Genomic DNA, 21,121 nt, shown 5'->3' on the forward strand with positions numbered 1-21,121 from the left:
CCACGGAGCGGGGCGAAATCCGCTTTCCTGGGCACCGGGCACTAGGCACTAGGCACTTCCGTTGGAAATCGGCAAGCTTACCCTGCCGCCGCTGCGCGACGAGGAAGAAAAACGCGCGGCGCTCATCAAGATGAAGCGCCTGGCCACCGGGCTGCTGGCGTTCGCCACGCTGGTGTTCATCGTCACCAGCTTCCTGGAGCACCGCTGGCCGGGGCTGGGCTACGTGCGCGCCACCGCCGAGGCCGCCATGGTGGGCGCCATCGCCGACTGGTTCGCGGTGACGGCGCTGTTCCGGTATCCGCTGGGCATTCCCATTCCGCACACCGCCATCATCCCCACGCGCAAGGAGCGCATCGGCATCAGCCTGGGCAACTTCGTCCAGAACAACTTCCTGGCGCCGGCGGTGATCGTGGCCCGCATCCGCTCGGCCAACGTGGCAAAGAAGCTGGCGGAGTGGCTGGCCAATCCTGACCACGGCGACACGGTGGGCAAGCACGCCGCCGCCGGGGTCAGCGGCCTGGTGCAGGTGCTGCGCGACGAGGAGATCCAGGAGATCATCGAGACCAGCCTCATCAGCCGGGTGCGGGCCACCCAGGTGGCGCCGCTGATGGGCACCGTGCTGTCGCTGGTGACCGCCGACAACCGGCACCAGGAGCTGCTGGACAGCGCCATCCGCCTGTTCGGGCGGCTGTTCGACGAGAACCGCGACGCGCTGCGCACCAAGATCCGCAGCGAGACGCCGTGGTGGATGCCCACGGCGGTGGACGACCAGATCTACAACAAGATCGTCCGCAGCGTCGAGAACACGCTGCACGAGGTGAACAACGACCCCGACCATCCGCTGCGCCACCGCTTCAACGAGGCGGTGGGCGAGTTCGTGGAGCGGCTCAAGAGCTCGCCCGAGATGATTGCCCGGGGCGAGGAGTTCAAGGAAGAGGTGCTGCGGCACCCGGCGGTCCGCGGCTACTCGGGCTCGCTCTGGGCCGACGTCAAGGGCTCGGTGCTGCGCCACAGCGCCGACCCGCAGAGCGAGTTCCGCCGCCGCGTGGGCCACGCCGTCACCCGCTTCGGCGCGTCGCTCACCGAGGACGAGGAGCTGCTGGCGAAGGTGAACGGGTGGGTGGAGCAGGCGGTGCTGTACGTGGTGGAGCAGTACCGGCACGAGGTCGCCGCGCTGATCGAGACCACCGTGGCCGCGTGGGATCCGGAAGACACCACGCAGAAGATCGAGCTGCAGATCGGCAAGGACCTGCAGTACATCCGCATCAACGGCACGCTGGTGGGCGGCCTGGTGGGCCTGCTGATCTACACCTTCGCCCAGTTCTTCGCGCCGTGACGGAGAGTGGTGGCCGATTCGCCAATTCTCGCAAAGGAATGATTTCCTGAGGAAGCGCACCACGTGCACACAGACGCCACACAACCGATTGCGCGCGACCGAAGGACCTGCTTCGCCCTGCGACGGGGCCGGCTTCACGACGTGGAGCCGGCCCCTTTCCTTATGTCGGCGAGATCCTTCCGTCGGCGCGCTGACCTTTTCTGAACGGCAGGATTCGATGGCGCGCCTCCCACACCGGCCGCACGTCCCGATCTGTCATTCCGAGGGAGCGCCGGGCGTACTACCGAATCCGGAACAACACCTGTCATTCTGAGGGAGCGCCCACCCTGCGGTCTCGGGAACGTCGCGGAGCCTGTGGCGCGACCGAAGAATCTTTCTCCCCTCGCGCGGAATCCTCTCCCGGGCAGAGCCCGGGAAACCCGCGTGACGGAAAGATCCTGCCGCTTCGGATAAAGATTCTTCGGTCGGCGCCATGCTCCTGGGTAAAGCAGAGCACGGTGCGACGCCTCCCTCAGAATGACAGTTTTGTCAGATCCGGTCTAACCGTCCTCCACTCCAGACCTGGCGCGCGACCGAGGAATCTACTGTCCGTCTCCTCGTGGCCCGCCGCGACACCCCGGGCTGGCCCCGTCTGGCGGTTGCGCCGCCGCATGCATGGCGCGGGCTGCCGCGTCCGGCCTCGAGCAGGCCGAGAGTAGATTCCTCGGCCCTGCAACCCGCGGCGCATTCGTCTGGTGGCAGTGCGGCCGGGCCTCGGAATGACAGCCTGGTTTCATCCGGCAGGCCGCTGGATTGGAACACGAGAAACCGGCCGCGCCCGTCTGGGGCGCGGCCGGCTCGCGTTCATCCGCCAAAACCGCCTACGGGTGCGGCGGGCAGACGTCGGCGCCCTGGGGATCGGGGGCGCCGTAGGTGCGGTGCTCGTAGCGCGGCTCGGCGCCGGGCTTGAACACCAGGATGTACAGGTTGGAGTACTGCGCCTCGCACAGGTCCGGCAGCCGCGGCCCGCCCAGCGCGTGCACGATGGCCGGCACCGTGTTGCTGTGCCCCACCACCAGCACGTTGTGCCGCCCCACGTGCCGGCGCACCGCCGCCACCACCGAGTCCACGTGCGCCGCACCGTGCCGCAGCGACACCACTTCCGACCCAAGGCCGTTCGCCAGGGTCACCGGCCCCGCCGTGGCGTGCGTACGCTGGCGGTCGGTGCCGATCGCGGCGTCGAAGTTGATTCCCTCCAGCGCCTCCAGCAGCGCCACGGCGCGCGCCTCGCCGGCCTCACTGAGCGGCGGATCGTTGTTGCCGGCCTCGACCACGGCCTTTTCGGCGTGGCGGACCACCACCACGATGGTGGAGTCCTGCGCGGCCAGCGGCGCCGCGGCCACCAGGGCGGCCAGGATCAGGAGCGGGCGAAGAAGCGTACGCATCGGCGGATGGGGTTCGGTGGAAAGAATCAGGACGCGGAGGATTCGCCCGGTCCGCGGCGGTTCAGGAAGATCGGGCTCGACGGTCAGCCGGTGACATTCTCGCGGCCGGCGACGGTCATCATGGTGGCGGTCATGGTGGATACGTGGCGCTCGGCGCCGTCCTGCACCGCGAACGCGTCCGCCGTGCAGACGGTGATGGTGCGTCCCGCGCGCACCACCCGCGCCCGCGAAATCACGCGCTCGCCGCGCGCGGGCGCCAGCAGGTTCACCTTGAACTCGATGCTCAGCACCCCGGCTTCCGCCGGCATCAGCGTGAACGCGGCGTATCCCGCGGCGCTGTCCAGCACCGTGCCCACGATCCCCGCGTGCAGAAAGCCGTTCTGCTGCGTAAGGTCTTCGCGAAACGGCAGCTCGATGTCCACCTCGCCCGGCGCCACCCGCACCAGTCTGGCGCCGATCGTCTCCATCACCCGCTGCTTCGCGAAGCTCTGGCGGACGCGTGCTTCGTAGTCCGGGTCCTGGGGAACGAGAGGCACGAGGGGAGAGGGAATAGGGAACAGGGAATAGCCTGCAACGGCGTTTCGTCGGCGCCGACACCAATCTGCACCCGAATGGCGTCCGCGGTAAAGTGATGGGACCGATGATTGCCCTTGCGCCGGGCGCCGCGGCGGGGAAATCCTCATCCGCTCTGATCCCGTTCCACCCGCTCCCGCGCCGATGACCACCGATCCCGAGTTGACGATCCGACGCGCCGTTGCCGCCGATGCACCCGTGGTGGCGGAGCTTGCGCTGCGCACGTTCATGGAGGCCTTTGCCGCGGACAACCATCCGGAAGACGTGGCGATGTACACCGCAAAGGTCTACGGCGCCAATCAGCAGGCGGCCGAGATCGCGGACCCGCAGATGATCACGCTGCTGGCGGAGATCGGCGGTGTGCCGGCGGGCTACGCGCAGGTGCGCGCGGGGCAGCCCGCCCAGCCGGTGCGCGACGTGCCGGACGTGATCGAGATCGCGCGGTTCTACGTGGACCAGCCGTGGCACGGGCGTGGCGTGGCGCAGCGGCTGATGGACGCGGTGTTCGACGCGGCGCGGGAGCTGGGCGGGCGCGCCCTGTGGCTGGGCGTGTGGGAGCGCAACCACCGCGCGATGGCGTTCTACAGGAAGCGCGGCTTCAGCGACGTGGGGAGCCACGAGTTCATCGTAGGCACCGACCGCCAGACCGACCGCGTGATGTACCGGCGGCTGGACGAGGGGTGATCGGCGGCCGGCGATGTGCGGGTGGGGCGGGGGCGATGAGCGGCCGGCGAGCGCGGAGATGAGCGGGTGATGAGCGGGTAAACCCGCTGCTGGGAAGGCGATAAGCCCCGTCTCGGCTCGCTGCGCTCACCGAACGGGGCTTCACCTGCTCGAGGCCGAGGGTCCCTGGCGATTCGGGCGCGCCACGAGCAGCTGGACGGTAGATTCCTCGGCCGCGCGCAGCAGGTTGGGCGCCGGACGGGTCCACGTGGTGCGCTCCACTCGGAATGACAGCCCGGGCGTGCGACCAGTGAAGGCGTCTACCGCGGCATCCCAGGGCACGCGCAGCAAGCATTTGCGACGTTTATACCCTCTCCCGCTGGTGGGAGAGGGTGCGGGCCTGAGCGAGCGGGTGAAGGCCCCGCCGCCACAGCCCGATCCCGTTCGTAGCTCGCACTTACGCACTTACGCACTTACGCACTCACGCACTCACGCACTCACGCACTCCCGCACTCACGCACTCCCATGCCTCGCATCCTCCTTCTCGCCCTGACGCTCGCCCTCGCCGCCGCACCCGCCCTCGCGCAGGAGCAGCGCCCCTTCGGCACGCTGCGCGAGCAGGCGCAGGTGCGGCAGGAATGGCTGCGGCTGCGGCTGGAGCGCGTGCTGCCGCGGGTAATGCGCGAGCAGGGCGTGCAGATGTGGATCATCCCCGTGCGCGAGTACGCGGAAGACCCGGTGTTCTGGTCCATCGTCTCGCCCACGACCATGGCGGCGCGGCGGCGGACCATCTACGTCTTTTGCGACCGCGGGCCGGAGCGCGGCGTGGAGCGCATCGCCATCGGCGGCAGCACGCAGGGCGGACTGTACCGCGTGGTGCGCGACCCGGACGCCGCCACCGGCACGGCCGGCGCCACGGTGCGCCCCGCCGAGCCGTACGGCCCGGAGCAGTGGCGGCTGCTGGCGCCCGTCGTCCAGGCGTGCGACCCGCGCACCATCGCCGTCAACATCTCGCACACGCACGCCTTTTCGGACGGGCTGACGGCCGGTGAGTGGGAGCAGATGCAGGCCGCGCTGCCGCCCGTCTACCGCGACCGCGTCGTGCGGCGCGAGCTGCTGGCGCTGCACTACATCGAAGAGCGCCTGCCGGAGATGATGCCCACGTACGTTCAGATGCAGCGGCTGGCGCACGACGTCATCCGGACGGCGTTCTCGTCCGAGGTGGTCACCCCCGGCCGCACGCGGACGGAGGACGTGGTGTGGTGGATGCGGCAGCGGCTGAACGATCTGGGTGTCGGCACCTGGTTCCAGCCGTCCGTCACGGTGCAGCGGGCGGGGGTGGAGATGGGGGATTCGGCCAATCCCGTCATCCTGCGCGGCGACGTGCTGCACACGGACTTCGGCATCACGGCGCTGGGGCTGAACACCGATACGCAGCACATGGGATACGTGCTGCGCGAGGGCGAGAGGGATGCGCCCGCCGGCCTGTACGCCGCCCTGCGCCGCGCCAACCGCCTGCAGGACCTGCTGCTGGAAGAGATGCGGCCCGGCCGCACGGGGAACGAGGTGCTGCGGAGCACGCGCGAGCGGATGCGCGCCGAGGGCATCGACGGCACCGTCTACACGCACCCGGTGGGCGACCACGGCCACGGCGCGGGCCCCACCATCGGCCTGTGGGACCGGCAGGAGGGCGTCGTGGGCCGCGGCGACGTGGCGCTGCGTCCGAACGCGTGGTTCTCCATCGAGCTGCAGGCCACCACGCCCGTGCCCGAGTGGAACGGACAGCCGGTGCGGATGGCGCTGGAAGAGGAAGCCTGGCTGGACGCCGGCGGTACGCGCCGCTGGGTGCTCTCGCGCCAGGAGCGGTTTCACCTGGTGCGGTAGGGGGTGAAGGGGTGAAGGGGTGAAGGGGTGAAGGGGTGAAGCTCGTCGCGACCCGCGGGGCCCTCTCCCCCGACCGGCCTTTCGCTCGTTCCTCGCGACGGCGGTCGACCCCTCCCCCAAACTGCGGGGGAGGGGTTTGTCGAGTGGGGAGTCCTGGTTGATGCGGTCCAGTGCCGAGGAAACGGAAAACCCCTCCCCCGGGGTTGGGGGAGGGGTCGCCGCGAGCCGCGAGGAACGAGCGGCGAAGTCGGCGGGGGAGAGGGCCCTGTCGGGCGCCAGTTCGGTTTCCTTCGTCGAGCCTCAACCCCAGCTTGCCTCAACCCCAGCTTGCCCCACCTCCCTACGTATCGAACGCGAACATCCGGCCCATCGTGCTCCGCGCGACGGCGGCGGGAGTGGCGCGAAAGATCATCTCGCGCATCCGCACCGCCGCCGCGTGCTGCCACTGGCCCACCCGGCCGTAGCGCAGCGACTCGCGCGTGATCCACGCGGTGCGGCGAAAGCGGCGCGCCTCGAAGGCACGCAGCGCGGCGGGCACGTCGTCCGTCTCGCACAGGCAGCGGGCCAGCACGGCGGCGTCCTCGATGGCCATGCACCCGCCCTGCCCCAGGTTGGGCGTGGTGGGATGCGCCGCGTCGCCCAGCAGCGTCACGCGGCCGCGGCCCCAGCGGCGCACCGGCGGACGGTCGTAGGTGCCGTTCTTCAGGATCTCGTCGTCGGGCGTGGCCTCGATCAATTGCGGGATCGGCCGGTGCCAGTCGCCAAACAGGCGCAGCAGCTTGGCCCTGCGCCCCTCCGCCGCGTCCTCCGCCCGCTCCGCCTCGTTCGCCGTGGCCCACCACGCCACGCGCCCTCCGCCAATGGGCACGATGCCAAAGCGCAGCCCGCGCCCCAGCGTCTCGGTGAGCGTGTTCCACTCCGACGTCCCCACCGGCGCCACGCCGCGCCAGACGGGATAGCCGCGGTACACGGGCTCGCCGTCGCCCAGAACCTGGCGGCGCACGGCGGACCACAGGCCGTCCGCGCCCACCAGGAACGCGCCCTCCACCGTCCCCGCCTCACCGAAGTCGGCCTCCACGCCATCGGGCGAATCCACCAGCCGCTGGAACTCCGCGCCGGTGCGCACGGCCCAGGGCGGCAGCGCGTCCGCCAGCACCGCGTGCAGGTCCGCGCGGTGAATCAGCACGCCGGGCGCGTCGGCGGCGGGGAACGGGATCGCCGTCAGCACCGTGCCGCGCGGCGTGCGCATCTCGCCGCCGCCAAAGCGAAAGCCGCGGCGCAGGATCTCGTCCAGCAGCCCCCAGCGGCGCAGCTGGCGGGTGGCGTTGGGCCACAGGCTGATGCCGGCGCCCACCTCGCGCAGCTCCGGCGCGCGCTCGTACACGTCGGCCTGCACCCCCGCGCGGCGCAGCGCGATGGCCGCCGACAGCCCGCCGATCCCCCCGCCGACCACGATGGCCGAACCCCCCGCATCCATCATCGCCGCCTCCTCCTGCCGATGCCGTGCGCCCGGCACGCGCCGGACGCTGACGGCAAGCTAATCGCCCGTCACCCCGCACAGGATAGGGAACATGACCCGCCTTCCGTGGTGGATTGCCCGACAGGAGTGCGGGAGTGCGGGAGTGCGGGAGTGCGGGAGTGCGGGAGTGCGGGAGTGCGGGAGTGCGGGAGTGCGAGAGTGCGAGAGTGCGAGAGTGCGTGCGGGGTTGGTGCGTGAACCTTTTGCCGGAATCGGGCGGTATGTAGAATCCATCGTCCGCGCGTTCGCGGACTGAACCTGCCTTTGGACCAGCGTACATCATCCACATGCGATTCAAGATCACCTTCGCGGCCCTCGTACTCGCCTCCACTTACGCCACTGCCGCGGCCGCGCAGACGGTCGATCTCCCCTACGCCGCGTCCGCCATCGCGCCGCTCCCTGCGTCGCTGGTGCCGGACGTGGACGAGCGCACCGCCGCGGGCGCGCCGCGCATCTCCGTTCGCCGGGTGCTGGTGAGCACGGGTGTGGGAGCGCTCGCTGGCGCCGGCGCGGGGCTGATCATCGGGACGCTTGCGTCGGATGGATGCGGGGAAGTCGAGGACTGGTGCCTTTTCTCGCGGGAAGAGGAGATCGCCCTGACCACCGGCGCCGGTGCGATCGTCGGCGCGGGGATCGGCGCCCTCTACGGCATCGTCACTGGCATCCGCCGGCCCGCCCGCGACCGCGCCCCGGTCACCCTTGTGCCGGCCACCAACGGCGGCGTTGCCGTAGGCCTTACGCTGCGCCACTGATCCACATCCATCCACCGTCCTGAAGCCCGCCGCCCTCCCGCACCCCGGGAGGGCGGCTCGTTCTTTCCCAATCACCCATCCACCGATCCAGGTACGGGCTGATCGGAACCGGCCCTGGCGCGCCGGGCCATCGGCTCTGTCCGGCCGTATCACGACCGCGGGTTCCGTGCGGGCTGCCGCGTCCGCGTTTGAGCAGGCGGAGAGCAGATCCTTCGGCCCTGCGACCCCTCACGCGACAGATGCTGCGTGGCCGGGCCTCAGGATGACACGGTTTGGGGGTCGGGTTCGGCTCCGGCGCGCCGGGCCATCGGCTTTGTCCGGCCGCGTCATGGCCGCGGGTTCCGTGCGGGCTGCCGCGTCCAGCTTCCAGCAGGCGGAGAGTAGATCCTTCGGCCCTGCGACCCCTCGCGCGACAGATGGCTCTGCGTGCCCGGGCCTCAGGATGACATGGTATGGGTGCGCGAGTCAGCCACGGAGTATCGCCCGACCCCGTTCACCCGTTCACCCGTTCACCCGTTCACCCGTTCACCCGTTCACCCCTTCACCCCTTCACCCCTTCACCCCTTCACCCGCTCACCCTCTGGCCGTGATCTTGCCGCCCCGGAACGCCGCGAAACCGCCGGCCCCACCACTCTCCGTGCACATCCCGTGAGCCCGACTCCAGAGGCACGCATCCGCGACCACGACGCGCAGTTCGGGCGAGCCCGGGACGGCGTGGCCGTGCTTTCGGCCGACTGGCGCTTTCGCTACGCCAACGCCTCGCTGCTGGAGATCCTGAACCTGATGGGCGGCCGCGACGGCGTGGAAACCTTCTGGGACGCCATCCCGGGGTGGGACCAGGTCCCCGAGGCCGACCAGCTGCGCCGGGCGATGGAAGCCGGCACGCCGGTCACCTTCCGCTTCGACCGGCGGCCCGGGGTGCCGCACGTGTGGGAGGTGTCGACCGAGCCGCTGAACGGCGGCGACCTGCGCCTGCAGCTGCGCAACGTCACCCGTCAGGTGGAGGTGGAAGAGCTGCAGCGCCGCGTGGCCGAGGCGCACGGCTCGCTGGAGGAGCGGGAGCAGCGGCTGGGCACCATCGTCTCGGGCGCGCCCGTGGCCCTGGCGCTGCTGGACGCGCGCACCATGGTGGCGCTCGAGGCCAACGAGGCGTACTCCGCGCTGCTGGACCCGCCGTGGAACCAGCCCGGCGCCGCGGTGGGCCACCCCATCTCGCGGATGCTCCCCGCGTACGAGGAAAGCGGCGTGCAGCACATGCTGGAAACCATCCGCGACACGGGCGAGGCGTACGAGAGCGAGGAGTTCCTGTACCAGGGGTTCAGCCGCGGCCCCGCCTGGTTCCGGCTGACCGTAAAGCCGGTGCCCGGCGATGCGGGCGAGGGCGTGCGCGCCCTGCTGATCATGGCCGTGGAGGTCACCGCGCTGGTGCGGGGGCGCCAGCGGGTCGAGGCCGAGCGCCGCGCCCTGTTCGAGGTGCTGGACACGCTGCCGATGGGCGTGATCGTGGCGGATGCGCCGGACGGGCGCATCTCCTACCTGAACCCCGCCGCCCTGGCGCTGGGCGGCGGCGACGCCGAGGCGCTGGCCACGGGCTCGCTGGACGAGTACGCCGCGCGCTGGCCGCTCTTTCGCCCCACCGGCGAGCCGTTTCCGCCGGAGGAGCTGCCGCTGTCCCGCGCCCTGGCCGGCGAGGCCACGCGCGACGTGGAGCTGGTGGTGCGCCAGGCCGACGGCACCGAGCGCACGGTGCTCAGCTCCGGCGTACCCCTGCGCGACGCGGCGGGGCGGGTGGAGCGGGGGATGGTCGCCATCTACGACATCACCGACCGCCTCCGCTTGGAGCGCGCCCTCATCGAGCGCACCACCGAGGCCGAGCACGCCGCCGCCAACGCCGCCCTGCGCGCGGAAGAAAGCCGCGCGCTGCGCGAGATGGGGCGCGCGCTGGTCTCGTCGCTGGAGCCCGACGACGTGCTGCGGCTGGCGGCGCAGAACGCCATGGAGCTGCTGGGCGCGCGGGGCAGCTTCTTCGCCGCCGCGGCCGACCCCGGCACGGAGCTGCTGGTGAGCCCCGCGCTGGGGCTGATGGCCGAGATGGAGGGCACCCGCACGCCCGTGGCCGGCAGCGCCGCCGAGGTGGTGCTGCGCGAGGGGACGCAGCTGTACAACGCGGTGGAAAAGCTCCCCGCCTCAAGCCCTCTGCTGCCGATGGTGACGCGGGTGGGCGCCCGCAACCTGCTGCTGGTGCCCGTCCGCGCCTACGGCGAGGCGCTGGGCGTGCTGGCCGTGGTGGACCGCGCCGGCGGCTTTGGGGCCGAGGACGCGCGGCTGCTGGAGGCCTTCGCCGACTCCGCCGCGCTGGCCGTCCACAACGCGCGCCTGTACGCCGGCGAGCGCGAGCGGGCCGAGGTGAACCGCGCCCTGCTGCGGGCGGCGGAGGTGCTCACCTCCACGCTGGACCCGGAGGAGGTGATGGAGCGCATCGTCTCGCTGGCCCGCGAGCTGGTGGGCGCGGACGGCGCGGGCCTCACCGTGCTGGTGGGGGAAAAGGGCGAGGAGCTCCGCACGGCGGTGGCGGCGGGGCTGCTGGAGCCGATCCGGGGGCTGACCGGCGCCACCGCGGGAAGCCTGACGGAAGCCGCGTTCCGGCGCGCCACGCCCACCGTGCTCTCCGCGTCCGACCCCGACGGGCCCGGCGCCATGGCGTGGATGCGCCGCCTGGGCGTGGAGCACTACGCCGTCTTTCCCCTGCGCGCTGGCGACGAGCGGCTGGGGATGCTGGGGCTGGTGCGCGGGCCGGACCGCCCGCCGTTCAGCCCGGCCGAGGTGGCCACCCTGGCGCTGCTGGGCAACCAGGCGGCGCTCGCCGTGCGCAACGCGCGGCTGTACGAGGGCGCGCAGGCGGCCAGCCGCGCCAAGAGCGAGTTCGTGGCGGTGATGAGCCACGAGCTGCGCACGCCGCTCAACGCGCTGGCCGGCTTCAGCAGCCTGCTCGAGGAGGGGATCTACGGCCCCGTTACGGACGCGCAGCACGAGGCGCTGCGGCGCATGCGCGGCGCGCGCGAGCACCTGATGGCGCTCATCGACCAGGTGCTGGACGTGGCCCGCGTAGAGGCGGGCACCCGCCGCGCGCGCCTGGAGCCGGTGGACCTTTCCGCGCTGGTGCGGGACGTGTGCGAGGCGCTGCGCGGCGCGGTGGACGCGCGCGGCCTGTCGCTGGACGTGCAGGTGGACGAGTTGCCTGTGGTCCAGACGGACCCCGGGATGGTGCGGCAGATCCTCACCAACCTGATCGGCAACGCCGTAAAGTTCAGCGAGCGCGGATCCATCGCCGTGCGCCTGCATCCCTGTGGCGACGACGCCTGCGTGGACGTGGAGGACACCGGCCCCGGCATCGCGCCCGAGCTGCAGGAGCGTGTCTTCGAGCCCTTCTTTCAGGTGGATCCCTCCACCACCCGCCGCGAGGGCGGCGTGGGGCTGGGCCTGGCCCTGAGCCGCGAATTCGCCGGCCTGCTCGGCGGCACCCTCACCCTCCGCAGCACCCCCGGCGAAGGCAGCACCTTCACCCTGCGCCTGCCGGCCGGCACCATCCCCGACGCGCCGTAAGGCTTGTTTTGTTTTCGGAGCGAATTTCGATCAATTTGTTTTTTGTCCCGATTGTCCCTCCGCCATGCCCTCCGCAACATCCCGGTTCAATGGTTCAGAGCGCCCGGCATTTCGATTCGTTCGAGCCGCACACGTTGCTGAAGCACGCGATTCTCCGTGCGTATGAGGAGCGGTGGGCGCGGGTCCTCCTCGCCCGCCCGGACTCGCCACGCACGCGCGTGCGAATCGTCGATGCCTGCGCCGGTGCCGGTCAGGACGAGATCGGCAATCCGGGGTCTCCGTTGATCTCCATCCGGAGGCCGAGAAGGCACGCGAGCAGTTGAGCGCAATGCGGGGAGCGCCCGTGGAAGTGCAGGTGGTCGCGATCGAAAAGGACCGCGCCCGGTACGCGCAGCTCGAGCAGATCGTCCAGACCTTTGGCGGACGCCATCAGGCCTGGTGTGGTACGCTGGGCGATCACATCGCGCGTCTGGAGCCCGAGTTCTCGACCACACCCACGCTTTTCTTCATCGACCCGTTCGGCTTGAACCCGCTGCAGGCGGAGGTGGTGCGGCGGGCGCTGCGTGGAACTCACAACGAAGTCCTGCTGCTGTTTGCCGATCAGGCTGCGTTGCGGCACATCGGGGCGGCGGCGGCCATGGATGCATCCGACGAACAGCCGCTCTCGCTCTTTGATGAGGACGCCACCTTGCAGGCGCCAGCCGCCTCTCGCGAGCTGCAGGTCACCGCGGACGCCGCGAATCGCATCATGAACGCGGCCTTCGGCGATGATCGGTGGAGGGCAGTGATGCGCCACCCTGCACAGAGCAGAAGGCAGGCGCTCGTGGAGATGTACGGCGAGCTGCTGGAATCCATGGGCGCGAAGCGGGTGCTGTCCCTTCCCATGATCGGAAAGGGCAGCCGGCTGAAGTACCACCTGATGTTCGCGACGAAGTCAGGAAAGGGGTACGAGGTGATGAAAGACTCGGTCGAGCGTGCCTGGACCGTGATCTGGTCGATGACCGGGCGGTTCAGCTGATGCGGATGGGCGTAGCCGCGCCGACGGCGGAGATCGAGAAGGAGGTGCGAAGGCGTTTTGCCGGCCAGCGACGCGTCGCGTGGACAGGCGAGCGTCCAGGCGACTCCATAAAGTTGTTTGCCCTTCAGGACACGCCCGCGATGCCGCATCAGCTGGAAGATCTCAAGCAGCGGCTGAAGCCCCTTCGAGTTCCGGGCGAGCGCGCTTTCTTCTATGACTTTTCCCGCCCAGGCTGATCGCGACGGGAGCAACGTTCTCCGGGATCCGGTCCGGGATCGGCATTTCGTCCCACGTACGATCACCCAGCATCCGTCCGCCCGCCTTGGACCGCCTGCCGCCCCACTGCTTGAAGAAGAACGGCGTACCCGTGCTCCGGCACTGGTCGCGCAGATGGAGCGCCCACGATTCCTCGAGGGGCCGGAACTCGTCTCCGCTCTCCCCGCCCGCGATCACCCAGTGGATGCCGCCCAGCTTCAGGTCCAGTGGCCCCAGCAGCGGCTCACACGACAGGAACCGGACCGCGGCAGGCAGCTTTCTGAGGTGAGCCACCCGGTACGAGACCTCCTGGTTTTCGACGCTCGTGCCCATCCAGATGTGATCCGGGATGCGGCCGGCGGGAAAGAGGTCCTGGTTGAGCCGGAAAAATCGAACGGCGCGTGATGGCCGCTTGGTCAGCACCTGGTAGATGTGCCGGTCCACCTTCAGCATCACCTCGAACACCTGCCGGACGAATGCGTCCGGCACGTCCGCGTGAAAGAGATCCGACATCGAGTTGACGAACACGATGCGCGGCTTTCTCCAGGCTGCCGGCTGCTCCAGCCGCTTGGGCCAGAGCCTTACCGAGAATGGATCGGCCGTGTTCTCGGGTGTCTGGACCACGGGCAGCTGGCGCGAGTACAGCGTGGCGAGGCGCTCGTGGGCGAGCTTGTGCGCATAGCAGTGATCGCAGCCGGCGCTGACCTTCGTGCATCCCGTCGTGGGATTCCACGTCGCATCCGTCCACTCGATCTTGCTCTTCTGGCCCACGGAGGCTCGCCTTTGGGACAGGGTTTCGGGTTGGGTTCGGGATGAACTCTAACATCACTTTAGATTTTCGCCAAATCAATTCTTCCGCCCCGTTCACGCCCTGAGAGTTCAGCCGGCCTCCCAGATCCCTCCATCTCACTCCAAACCCGAAGTCATCTCAACTCACCGTGATTGCGGACGGGGTTCTTGCGTGCGGGAGGAGCAGCACGTATGATGTTGAGAATCGTTCTCATCTATACACCTGCTGCTCCTGTTCGCAGATGCGACTGCTCTCTCTGGTTGGCGCTGGATGCATCCTCGCCGCGGCTCCGGCCGCGGCGCAGGACGCGCGTCCCGCGATGATGCTCGATATGTCGGCGCTGGCGCCGGCGGACACCACGGCGCCCATCCGCTTCAACATCCCGGCGCAGCGGCTTACGGACGCGCTGCGGGCGTTCTCGCGGCAGGCCGCCGTGCGCGTGCAGGTGGACGTGCCCGCCGCCGCCGACGTGCGGTCCCCCGCCCTGTCCGGCACCTTTACGGCGCCCCAGGCGCTGCGGATGCTGCTGGCGGGGAGCGGGATGTCCGCGCAGTTCGCCGACGGCGAGACGGCGCTGGTGACCCGCGGCGAAAGCCTGGGCGGCGCCTACCGGCTCACGCCGCTGACGGTGGTGGCGGGGCGCAGCGTGGGGTACGCCACCCCGCGCACCACCAGCGCCACCCGCACCGACACCCCGCTGCGCGACGCGCCGCAGTCCGTCAGCGTGGTGACCGGCGAGCTGATCGCCGACCAGTCCATGCAGGGGATGGCCGACGTGGTACGCTACGTCCCCGGCATCACCATGGGCCAGGGCGAGGGGCACCGCGACGCGCCCACCATCCGCGGCAACAGCAGCACCGCCGACTTCTTCGTGGACGGCGTGCGCGACGACGCGCAGTACCTGCGCGACCTGTACAACGTGGAGCGGGTCGAGGCCCTCAAGGGCTCCAACGCCATGATCTTTGGCCGGGGCGGCGGCGGCGGCGTGCTGAACCGCGTCAGCAAGGAGGCGCAGTGGGCGCCCACCCGCGCGCTGACCACCGAGGGCGGCTCGTTCGCCCACCGGCGCGCGACGCTGGACGTGGGCCAGGGGCTGGGTGCCGGCGTGGCGGCCCGCTTCAACGGCATGTTCGAGGATTCCGAGAGCTTCCGCGACCAGTACGGCCTGCGCCGCTTCGGACTGAACCCCACCATGGCGCTGGCGCTGGGCTCGCGCACCACCGTGCGCGGCGGCTACGAGTACTTCGACGACGAGCGCACGGTCGACCGCGGCATCCCGTCGTTCAACGGCCGCCCGTCGGACGCCGACATCACCACCTTCTTCGGCAACCCGGACGTCAGCCGCTCCACGCTGGCCTCCCACGCCGCCACCGCTACGGTGGAGCACGAGGCGGCGTGGGGCCTGACGGTGCGCAACCGGACCCGCTGGGCCAGCTACGACAAGTTCTACGCGAACAGCTTTCCCGGCGCGGTGAACGCCGCGGGGACGGAGGTGAACCTGGCCGCGTACAGCAACGCCACCGACCGCCGCAACCTGTTCAACCAGACCGACGTCACCGGCACCCTGCGCACGGGCCCCATCCGCCACACGCTCCTGGTGGGCGCCGAGGTGGGCCGGCAGCGCACCGAGAACTTCCGCGAGACCGGCTACTACAACGACGCGGCCACCTCGCTGGCCGTGCCGTTCGACGCGCCCACCGTGGCGGTGCCCGTCACCTTCCGGCAGAGCACCACGGACGCGGACAACCGCGCCACCGCCACCGTCGCCGGCGTGTACGTGCAGGACCAGGTCGCCCTGTCGCGCCACGTGCAGGCCATCGGCGGCGTGCGCTTCGACCGCTTCAGCGTCGACTTCCACAACAACCGCACCGACGAGGACCTGGACCGCGAGGACGACCTGGTCTCGCCGCGCGCAGGGCTGGTGATCAAGCCGGTGGAGCCGGTCTCCCTCTACGGCGGATACAGCGTGTCGTACCTGCCCAGCTCGGGCGACCAGTTCAGCTCGCTCAACGCCACCACCGAAACGCTGGAGCCGGAGCAGTTCACCAACCGCGAGGTGGGCGCCAAGTGGGACGTGCGCCCCAGCCTGGCGCTGACGGCGGCCCTGTACCGGCTGGACCGCACCAACACCTCCGCGCCGGACCCGGAAGATCCCACCAAGATCGTGCAGACCGGCAGCCAGCGCACGACGGGCTGGGAGCTGGGGCTGACGGGGAGCGTGGCGTCGTGGTGGCAGGTGTCGGGCGGCTTCGCCTCGCAGCGGGCGCGCATCACCAGCACCACCTCGGCCGCGGCCAAGGGGCAGAAGGTGCCGCTGGTGCCCGAGACCACGCTGTCGCTGTGGAACCGCTGGCAGCTGCTGCCGGCCGTGGGGGTTGGCCTGGGCGTCATCCGCCAGGACAGGATGTTCACCTCCATCGACAACAGCGTCACCCTGCCAGCCTTCACGAGGACGGACGGCGCCGTGTTCGTGCGGCTGACGTCGCTGGTGGGTGCGCAGGTGAACGTGGAGAACCTGTTCGACGAGCGGTACTACGCCACGTCGCACGGCAACAACAACATCATGCCCGGCGCCTCCCGCACCGTCCGCGTCTCGCTGACCACGCGTCGGTAACAGAAGTGCGTAGTGCGTGAGTGCGGTAGTGCGTGAGTAAAGAACGGCGGCCCGCCGCCGCTTCGCTTCGTCCGAATCCGCAAAGGACCGCGTCCGGACGATCACCTGTCATTCTGAGGAAGGCGCCGCCCCGAGCTATCCGGAGCGCGCAGCAGCCCTGTGCGCCGACCGAAGAATCTCCGTCGGAAACGGGCGGCCCCTCGCGCCAAACCAGCCGTAGCCGACGGGACCGTGCGCCCATCCGGCGGATTCATCGGTCGGCGCACGGGTGATGGTGCAACTGGAACGGGAGTGCCGCCGCTTCGTTTCCTCCGAATCCGCAATAGCCCGCGTCGGACGATCACTGTCATTCTGAGGAAGGCGCCGCCCCGAGCCCTCCGGAAAGCGCATCAGCCCGGTGCGCCGACCGAAGAATCTCCGTCGGAAACGGGCGGCCCCTCGCGCCAAACCAGCCGTAGCCGACGGGACCGTGCGCCCATCCGGCGGATTCATCGGTCGGCGCACAGACGATGGTGCGATCGGATCCGGCGGATTCAGGAGGATGAAAGAAGGGGCGTGGTCAATTTCGCCGTGCCCGTTCGCGCGCCCCCGTCGGCTTTGTCCGGCTCTGTCGTGGCCGAGGCTCTCGCGCGGGCTGCCGCGTCTGGCCACGCGCGATCCGAAAGTAGATCCTTCGGCCCTGCCACCCGCGGCGCGAGAGGAGGGCTCTGCGTTGCCGGGCCTCAGGATGACAGGCCCTGGTGCGCCGCGGCTCAGGCCGGCGCGGAGGAGCCTGCAGATGCGCAGCCCCGCGCAGTTTGCGGGGCTTCCCGCAGTTGTTGCGGCGAGTTCACTCGCTCTCGCGAGCGGCTGGTCGCCTCACCCCTTCACCCCTTCACCCCTTCACCCGTTCACCCATTCACCCGCTCACCCCTTCACCCCGCACTCCCCGGATCCGTCCGCACGATCATCACCCCGCCCAGCGTCAGCACCGCGCCGACGAGCGCCAGCGCCGACGGCGCCTCGTTCAGCAGCACCACGCCAGCAAAGAGGGCGACGACTGGTGTGAGATTGCTGAAGATGGCCGTGCGCGTGTTGCCGATGCGCTCCACGCCGCGGTACCAGATCAGGTACGCCAGCCCGATGGCAAAGGTGGCCGAGAACGCCAGCCCGCCCCACGCCGCCGGCCCCACCGCGTCCCAGTCCTGCCGCAGCAGCGACGGGATTCCCAGCGCCACCAGCCCCACCGCGCCGATCCACAGCGTCCACGCCGTCGTCCGCACGCTGCCGTAGCGGCGCACGATGGGCCGTGCGCCCACCGTATAGACCGCCCACGCCACGCACGCCGTCACCAGGATGGCGTCGCCCACCAGCGCCTCGCTCCCCTCCACGCGAAAGCTGGCGCCGCTCACCAGGCCGATCCCCAGGATGGAGAGCGACGCGCCGCCCCAGGTGCGGGGGCCCGGCCGCTCGTGCCCCGTCAGCATCGACAGGAACGCCGTCATGATGGGGGTCAGCGCCAGGATCAGCGCCGCGTGCCCCGCGGCCGAGCGGTCCAGCCCCAGGATGAAGCACATCTGGTAGATGACGTTCCCCAGCAGCCCCAGCGCCACCACCCGCGGCACGTCGCGCCGGTCGGGGAGCGATACCTGCCCCTGGGCGCGCAGCACCGCCAGCACCAGCACCGACGCGATCACGAAGCGCAGCGCGTTGAACGCCAGCGGCTGAAAGCTGGCCAGCGCGTGCTTCACCACCGCGAAGTTCACGCCCCACACCAGCACCATCATCGACAGCGCCGTCTCCGTCCATCCCCACCCCGGCACCGGCGCCGTGGCCGCCGCCCCCAGCTCCGTGGCGGCCGTCTCCGCCCCCGCGCCCTGCTCGTCCATCTGCATCCGCCCCTCGCAACGCGTAGACGGAAACCGGGGGAGAGCCCGCGCTCTCCCCCGGTCCGCCGTGTCTTTCGAATCGATCCCGCCCCGCTACGCCCGTTCCGCCGCGTAGGGGGACTCGTCGTACCGCGACAGAAGATCGGCGGGATCGTCATAGACCGCAACCGCTTCGCCCAGGTCCGCGTCGCCCCAGCCGCCGCAGCGCAGCGCCACGCACCGCACGCCGGCACGCCCGGAGGCCGTCACGTCGTACGGCGTGTCGCCCAGCATCAGCGCCTGCTCCGGCCGCGCGCCCGCCGTCTTCAGCGCCGCCTGCACGATGTCGGGGTCGGGCTTGCTTTCTTCCGCGTCGCTGGACGAGGTCTTTTCCTCGATCAGGTCCTTGATCCCCGCCTGCTTCAGCAGCCCGTCCATGTCGTCCTTGCTGGCGGAGGTCGCCACCACCAGCATCCACCCGTCGTCCCGCAGCCGCTGCAGAAGCTCGCGCGCCTGGGGAAACGGCTTCAGGGTCGGCAGATACGTCTCGCGAAAGATCTCGCCGCGCCGCTCCTTGATCTTCTCCCCCGTTGGACTGTCTTCCTCCAGCCCGGCGACTTCGGGAAGCACCTTGTCGCCCCCCATCCCGATCAGCCGCCGCACGTGGCCGTAGTCGATGTCGATGCCGAACTCGCGTCCCACGTCCACCCACGCCTGCGCGTGCTGGTCGTTGCTGTCGATCAGCGTGCCGTCGATGTCCAGCAGCGCCACCTTCGTCCGCTCGCTCATTCCGCTCCCTGGTCCAGCCGCTTGAGCGGGTAGATGGCGGGCCCCGTCAGCACCTCGCCCGTGGGCGCGAAGCGCGAGCCGTGGCAGGGGCAGTCCCAGCTGCGCTCCTCGCTGTTCCAGCGGATCACGCACTGCAGGTGCGTGCACAGCGCCGACATCTCGTGCGCCACGCCCGCGTCGTCGCGGTACACGGCCACCTTCTGCAGCCCTCGCTGGACGACGGCGCCCGTCCCCGGCGGCACCTCGGCCGCGCTGTCGGCGTCGCTGAACGTGGGCGAAAGCTTCAGGTACTGCTTCGCCACGTCCAGGTTCTCCGTGGCGAACTCCATCAGCGAGTCCGTCGACAGCGTCTTGCGCGAGGGGTCGTACAGCGTCTCCCACGGGTTGGGCCGCCCCAGGACCAGGTCCGAGATCAGCATCCCGCCCAGCGTCCCGTGCGTCATCCCGTGGCCGCTGTCCCCCGTGTGCACGTAGACGTTGGGCCGCCCCGCCGGGTCGCGCCCGCTGAAGGCCAGGTAGTCGAAGGGCTCCATCACCATCCCCGACCACTTCATCTCCGCGGACTGAAGGCCGAAGCGCGGCCGCGCCCACTCCAGCAGGCTGGCGTACCGCTCCTCGTGGTCGTCGGAGTGGGCCTGCTTCACGTCCTCGCCGCCCACGATCACCCACCGTTGCGAGGGATCGCCCTCCACCGGCTGGGTGCGGACGTAGTGGTAGGCCTCGAGCGTGTCCCAGAACAGCGCGGGCTGCACCGTGCCCGCCGGCACCTTCCCCGCGATCACGTAGGTGCGATACGGCGCCTGCTTGGTGTGCAGGGCAAAGCGGTCGTGCACCGGCGGATTGGTGGCGACGACCACCGCCCCCGCCGTCACCGAGAATCCCTCGCCCTTCGCGGTCGCCGTGGGCCCGCCCTCGATGTCGTCGACGTGGTTCCCCGTGTGGATGCGCCCGCCCAGCCGCACGATGGCGTCCGCCAGGCCGGAAAGGTACTTGAGGACGTGGAACTGCCCCTGTCCGCCAAAGCGCAGCGCCGGCCCGCTGTCGAAGGGCACGCCGGGAATGCGGTCCACCCGCTCGGCCGCGGCGCCGGCGCGGCGGGCGGCGTCCAGCTCCTTCTGCAGCAGGTCCGGCCCGTGCGCGTCGTCCGGCGCGCGGAACCAGTAGCCGTCCACCCGCACGTAGTCGCAGTCGATGCCCTCCTCCGCCGCGATGGAGCCGATGCGGTCGATGGCGGCCTGGTGGCTCTCGTACGCCAGCCGCGCGCCCTCTTCCCCGTGCACCTTTTCCAGCACGTAGAAGTAGTCGTCCAGCGCGCTGCTCAGGTGCGCCGTGGTCTGCCCCGTCTCGCCGCCGCCCACGCCCGTCTTGTCGAGGACGATCACCCGCTTTCCCGCCTTCGCCAGCAGGTACGCGGCCGTCATCCCCGCGATGCCGGCGCCCACCACGCACACGTCCGCCTCCGCGTGGCCGGCCAGCGGCGCAAACTCGCGCTGGGGCACCGTGGCCTCCCACACCGACACCGACCGCTCCGACGATTGCATCCCGTCCTCCTCCACTGGGCACCCCCACACGCCGCCGCGCGTCCGTGCGGCGGCGGGCCGCCCTCAAGCTGCAATGTTCGTACAAGCCGCTGTTGCCGCCCGTGGCAGACACGCAAAGGCCCGCCCCCGGCTGGGAGGCGGGCCTTTTCCGGTGGATGTGCGCGCGTGCCTACTCCGCCGTGGCGACCGTAAGCGCGGGCTGATCGCTGCCGGCGGGACGCGGGCGCACGCTGATCTCCACCTCCTGCCCCAGCGCCGTCAGGAAGCCGATCAGCCGCTCCAGCGAGAACTTCGACAGCTTGCCGCGCATCAGGTCCGAGACCGTCGGCTGATTGGTGCCCAGGATCTCTGCCGCGCGCTTCTGGGTAAGCCGCCGCTCGCGGATCAGGTCGCAAACACGGCTCATCAGCTGGCACCGGGCAAACGCCTCCTCCGCGTCGGGACGCCCGATGTCGGCCCAGATGTTCCCGCTGCTGACGTAAAACTCGGGAAGTTCGTCGCTCATCCCCTTGC

At 70.4% G+C, this 21,121-nt stretch carries 15 protein-coding genes; 7 read left to right on the plus strand and 8 right to left on the minus strand.

Annotated elements, in window-relative coordinates; translation table 11 throughout:
• Positions 1–61 precede the first annotated feature (61 nt).
• Positions 62–1,336 carry a DUF445 domain-containing protein gene (locus tag VGC13_RS26180; RefSeq protein WP_331128271.1) on the plus strand — a complete coding sequence of 425 codons (1,275 nt, stop codon included), beginning with the start codon at positions 62–64 and terminating at the stop codon, positions 1,334–1,336.
• An 860-nt stretch (positions 1,337–2,196) separates the two neighbouring features.
• Here VGC13_RS26180 and VGC13_RS26185 read toward each other — a convergent pair.
• Positions 2,197–2,760, minus strand: a complete 564-nt coding sequence (locus tag VGC13_RS26185; RefSeq protein ID WP_331128272.1) for a phosphoglycerate mutase family protein — start codon at positions 2,758–2,760, stop codon at positions 2,197–2,199.
• A gap of 83 nt (positions 2,761–2,843) precedes the next feature.
• A complete protein-coding gene (locus tag VGC13_RS26190) occupies positions 2,844–3,296 on the minus strand; it encodes a PaaI family thioesterase (protein ID WP_331128273.1) in 453 nt (150 codons plus the stop codon).
• 181 nt (positions 3,297–3,477) lie between these two features.
• Between VGC13_RS26190 and VGC13_RS26195 the strand changes: the two genes are divergently transcribed.
• Together VGC13_RS26195 and VGC13_RS26200 are read left to right on the plus strand one after the other, a co-directional pair.
• Complete coding sequence (locus VGC13_RS26195; protein ID WP_331128274.1) at positions 3,478–4,017, plus strand: GNAT family N-acetyltransferase; 540 nt, start codon at positions 3,478–3,480, stop codon at positions 4,015–4,017.
• 504 nt (positions 4,018–4,521) lie between these two features.
• Positions 4,522–5,880: a M24 family metallopeptidase gene (locus VGC13_RS26200; protein WP_331128275.1), complete on the plus strand. Its 1,359-nt coding sequence runs from the start codon at positions 4,522–4,524 to the stop codon at positions 5,878–5,880.
• Between the two features lie 340 nt (positions 5,881–6,220).
• On the opposite strand, the gene VGC13_RS26205 is transcribed toward VGC13_RS26200, so the two are convergent.
• Complete coding sequence (locus VGC13_RS26205; protein ID WP_331128276.1) at positions 6,221–7,360, minus strand: FAD-dependent monooxygenase; 1,140 nt, start codon at positions 7,358–7,360, stop codon at positions 6,221–6,223.
• Between the two features lie 326 nt (positions 7,361–7,686).
• Between VGC13_RS26205 and VGC13_RS26210 the strand changes: the two genes are divergently transcribed.
• The 3 genes from VGC13_RS26210 (at position 7,687) to tcmP (ending at position 12,772) form a co-directional block, all read left to right on the plus strand.
• Positions 7,687–8,151, plus strand: coding sequence for a hypothetical protein (locus tag VGC13_RS26210; protein WP_331128277.1), 465 nt, complete (start codon positions 7,687–7,689; stop codon positions 8,149–8,151).
• Between the two features lie 648 nt (positions 8,152–8,799).
• A complete protein-coding gene (locus tag VGC13_RS26215; RefSeq protein ID WP_331128278.1) occupies positions 8,800–11,754 on the plus strand; it encodes a PAS domain-containing protein in 2,955 nt (984 codons plus the stop codon).
• Positions 11,755–11,926: 172 nt separating this feature from the next.
• Positions 11,927–12,772 carry a three-Cys-motif partner protein TcmP gene (gene tcmP / locus VGC13_RS26220; protein WP_331128279.1) on the plus strand — a complete coding sequence of 282 codons (846 nt, stop codon included), beginning with the start codon at positions 11,927–11,929 and terminating at the stop codon, positions 12,770–12,772.
• Positions 12,773–12,934: 162 nt separating this feature from the next.
• Here tcmP and VGC13_RS26225 read toward each other — a convergent pair whose 3' ends face one another.
• Positions 12,935–13,798 (minus strand): phage Gp37/Gp68 family protein, encoded by an 864-nt coding sequence (locus tag VGC13_RS26225; protein ID WP_331128280.1) that lies wholly within the window; start codon positions 13,796–13,798, stop codon positions 12,935–12,937.
• A 341-nt stretch (positions 13,799–14,139) separates the two neighbouring features.
• Here VGC13_RS26225 and VGC13_RS26230 point away from each other — a divergent pair, with 341 nt between their 5' ends.
• A complete protein-coding gene (locus tag VGC13_RS26230) occupies positions 14,140–16,431 on the plus strand; it encodes a TonB-dependent siderophore receptor (RefSeq protein ID WP_331128281.1) in 2,292 nt (763 codons plus the stop codon).
• A gap of 914 nt (positions 16,432–17,345) precedes the next feature.
• On the opposite strand, the gene VGC13_RS26235 is transcribed toward VGC13_RS26230, so the two are convergent.
• From VGC13_RS26235 to VGC13_RS26250, 4 genes are all read right to left on the minus strand, one after another.
• A complete protein-coding gene (locus tag VGC13_RS26235) occupies positions 17,346–18,305 on the minus strand; it encodes a DMT family transporter (protein ID WP_331128282.1) in 960 nt (319 codons plus the stop codon).
• Positions 18,306–18,392: 87 nt separating this feature from the next.
• Positions 18,393–19,067 (minus strand): HAD family hydrolase, encoded by a 675-nt coding sequence (locus tag VGC13_RS26240; RefSeq protein WP_331128283.1) that lies wholly within the window; start codon positions 19,065–19,067, stop codon positions 18,393–18,395.
• Positions 19,064–20,608: an FAD-dependent oxidoreductase gene (locus tag VGC13_RS26245; RefSeq protein ID WP_331128284.1), complete on the minus strand. Its 1,545-nt coding sequence runs from the start codon at positions 20,606–20,608 to the stop codon at positions 19,064–19,066. Before VGC13_RS26245 ends, VGC13_RS26240 begins: the two co-directional genes overlap by 4 nt.
• A gap of 169 nt (positions 20,609–20,777) precedes the next feature.
• Positions 20,778–21,113, minus strand: coding sequence for a helix-turn-helix transcriptional regulator (locus VGC13_RS26250; protein ID WP_331128285.1), 336 nt, complete (start codon positions 21,111–21,113; stop codon positions 20,778–20,780).
• Between the last annotated feature and the right edge of the window lie 8 nt (positions 21,114–21,121).

The organism is Longimicrobium sp. (genome assembly GCF_036399255.1).
Lineage (GTDB): Bacteria > Gemmatimonadota > Gemmatimonadetes > Longimicrobiales > Longimicrobiaceae > Longimicrobium.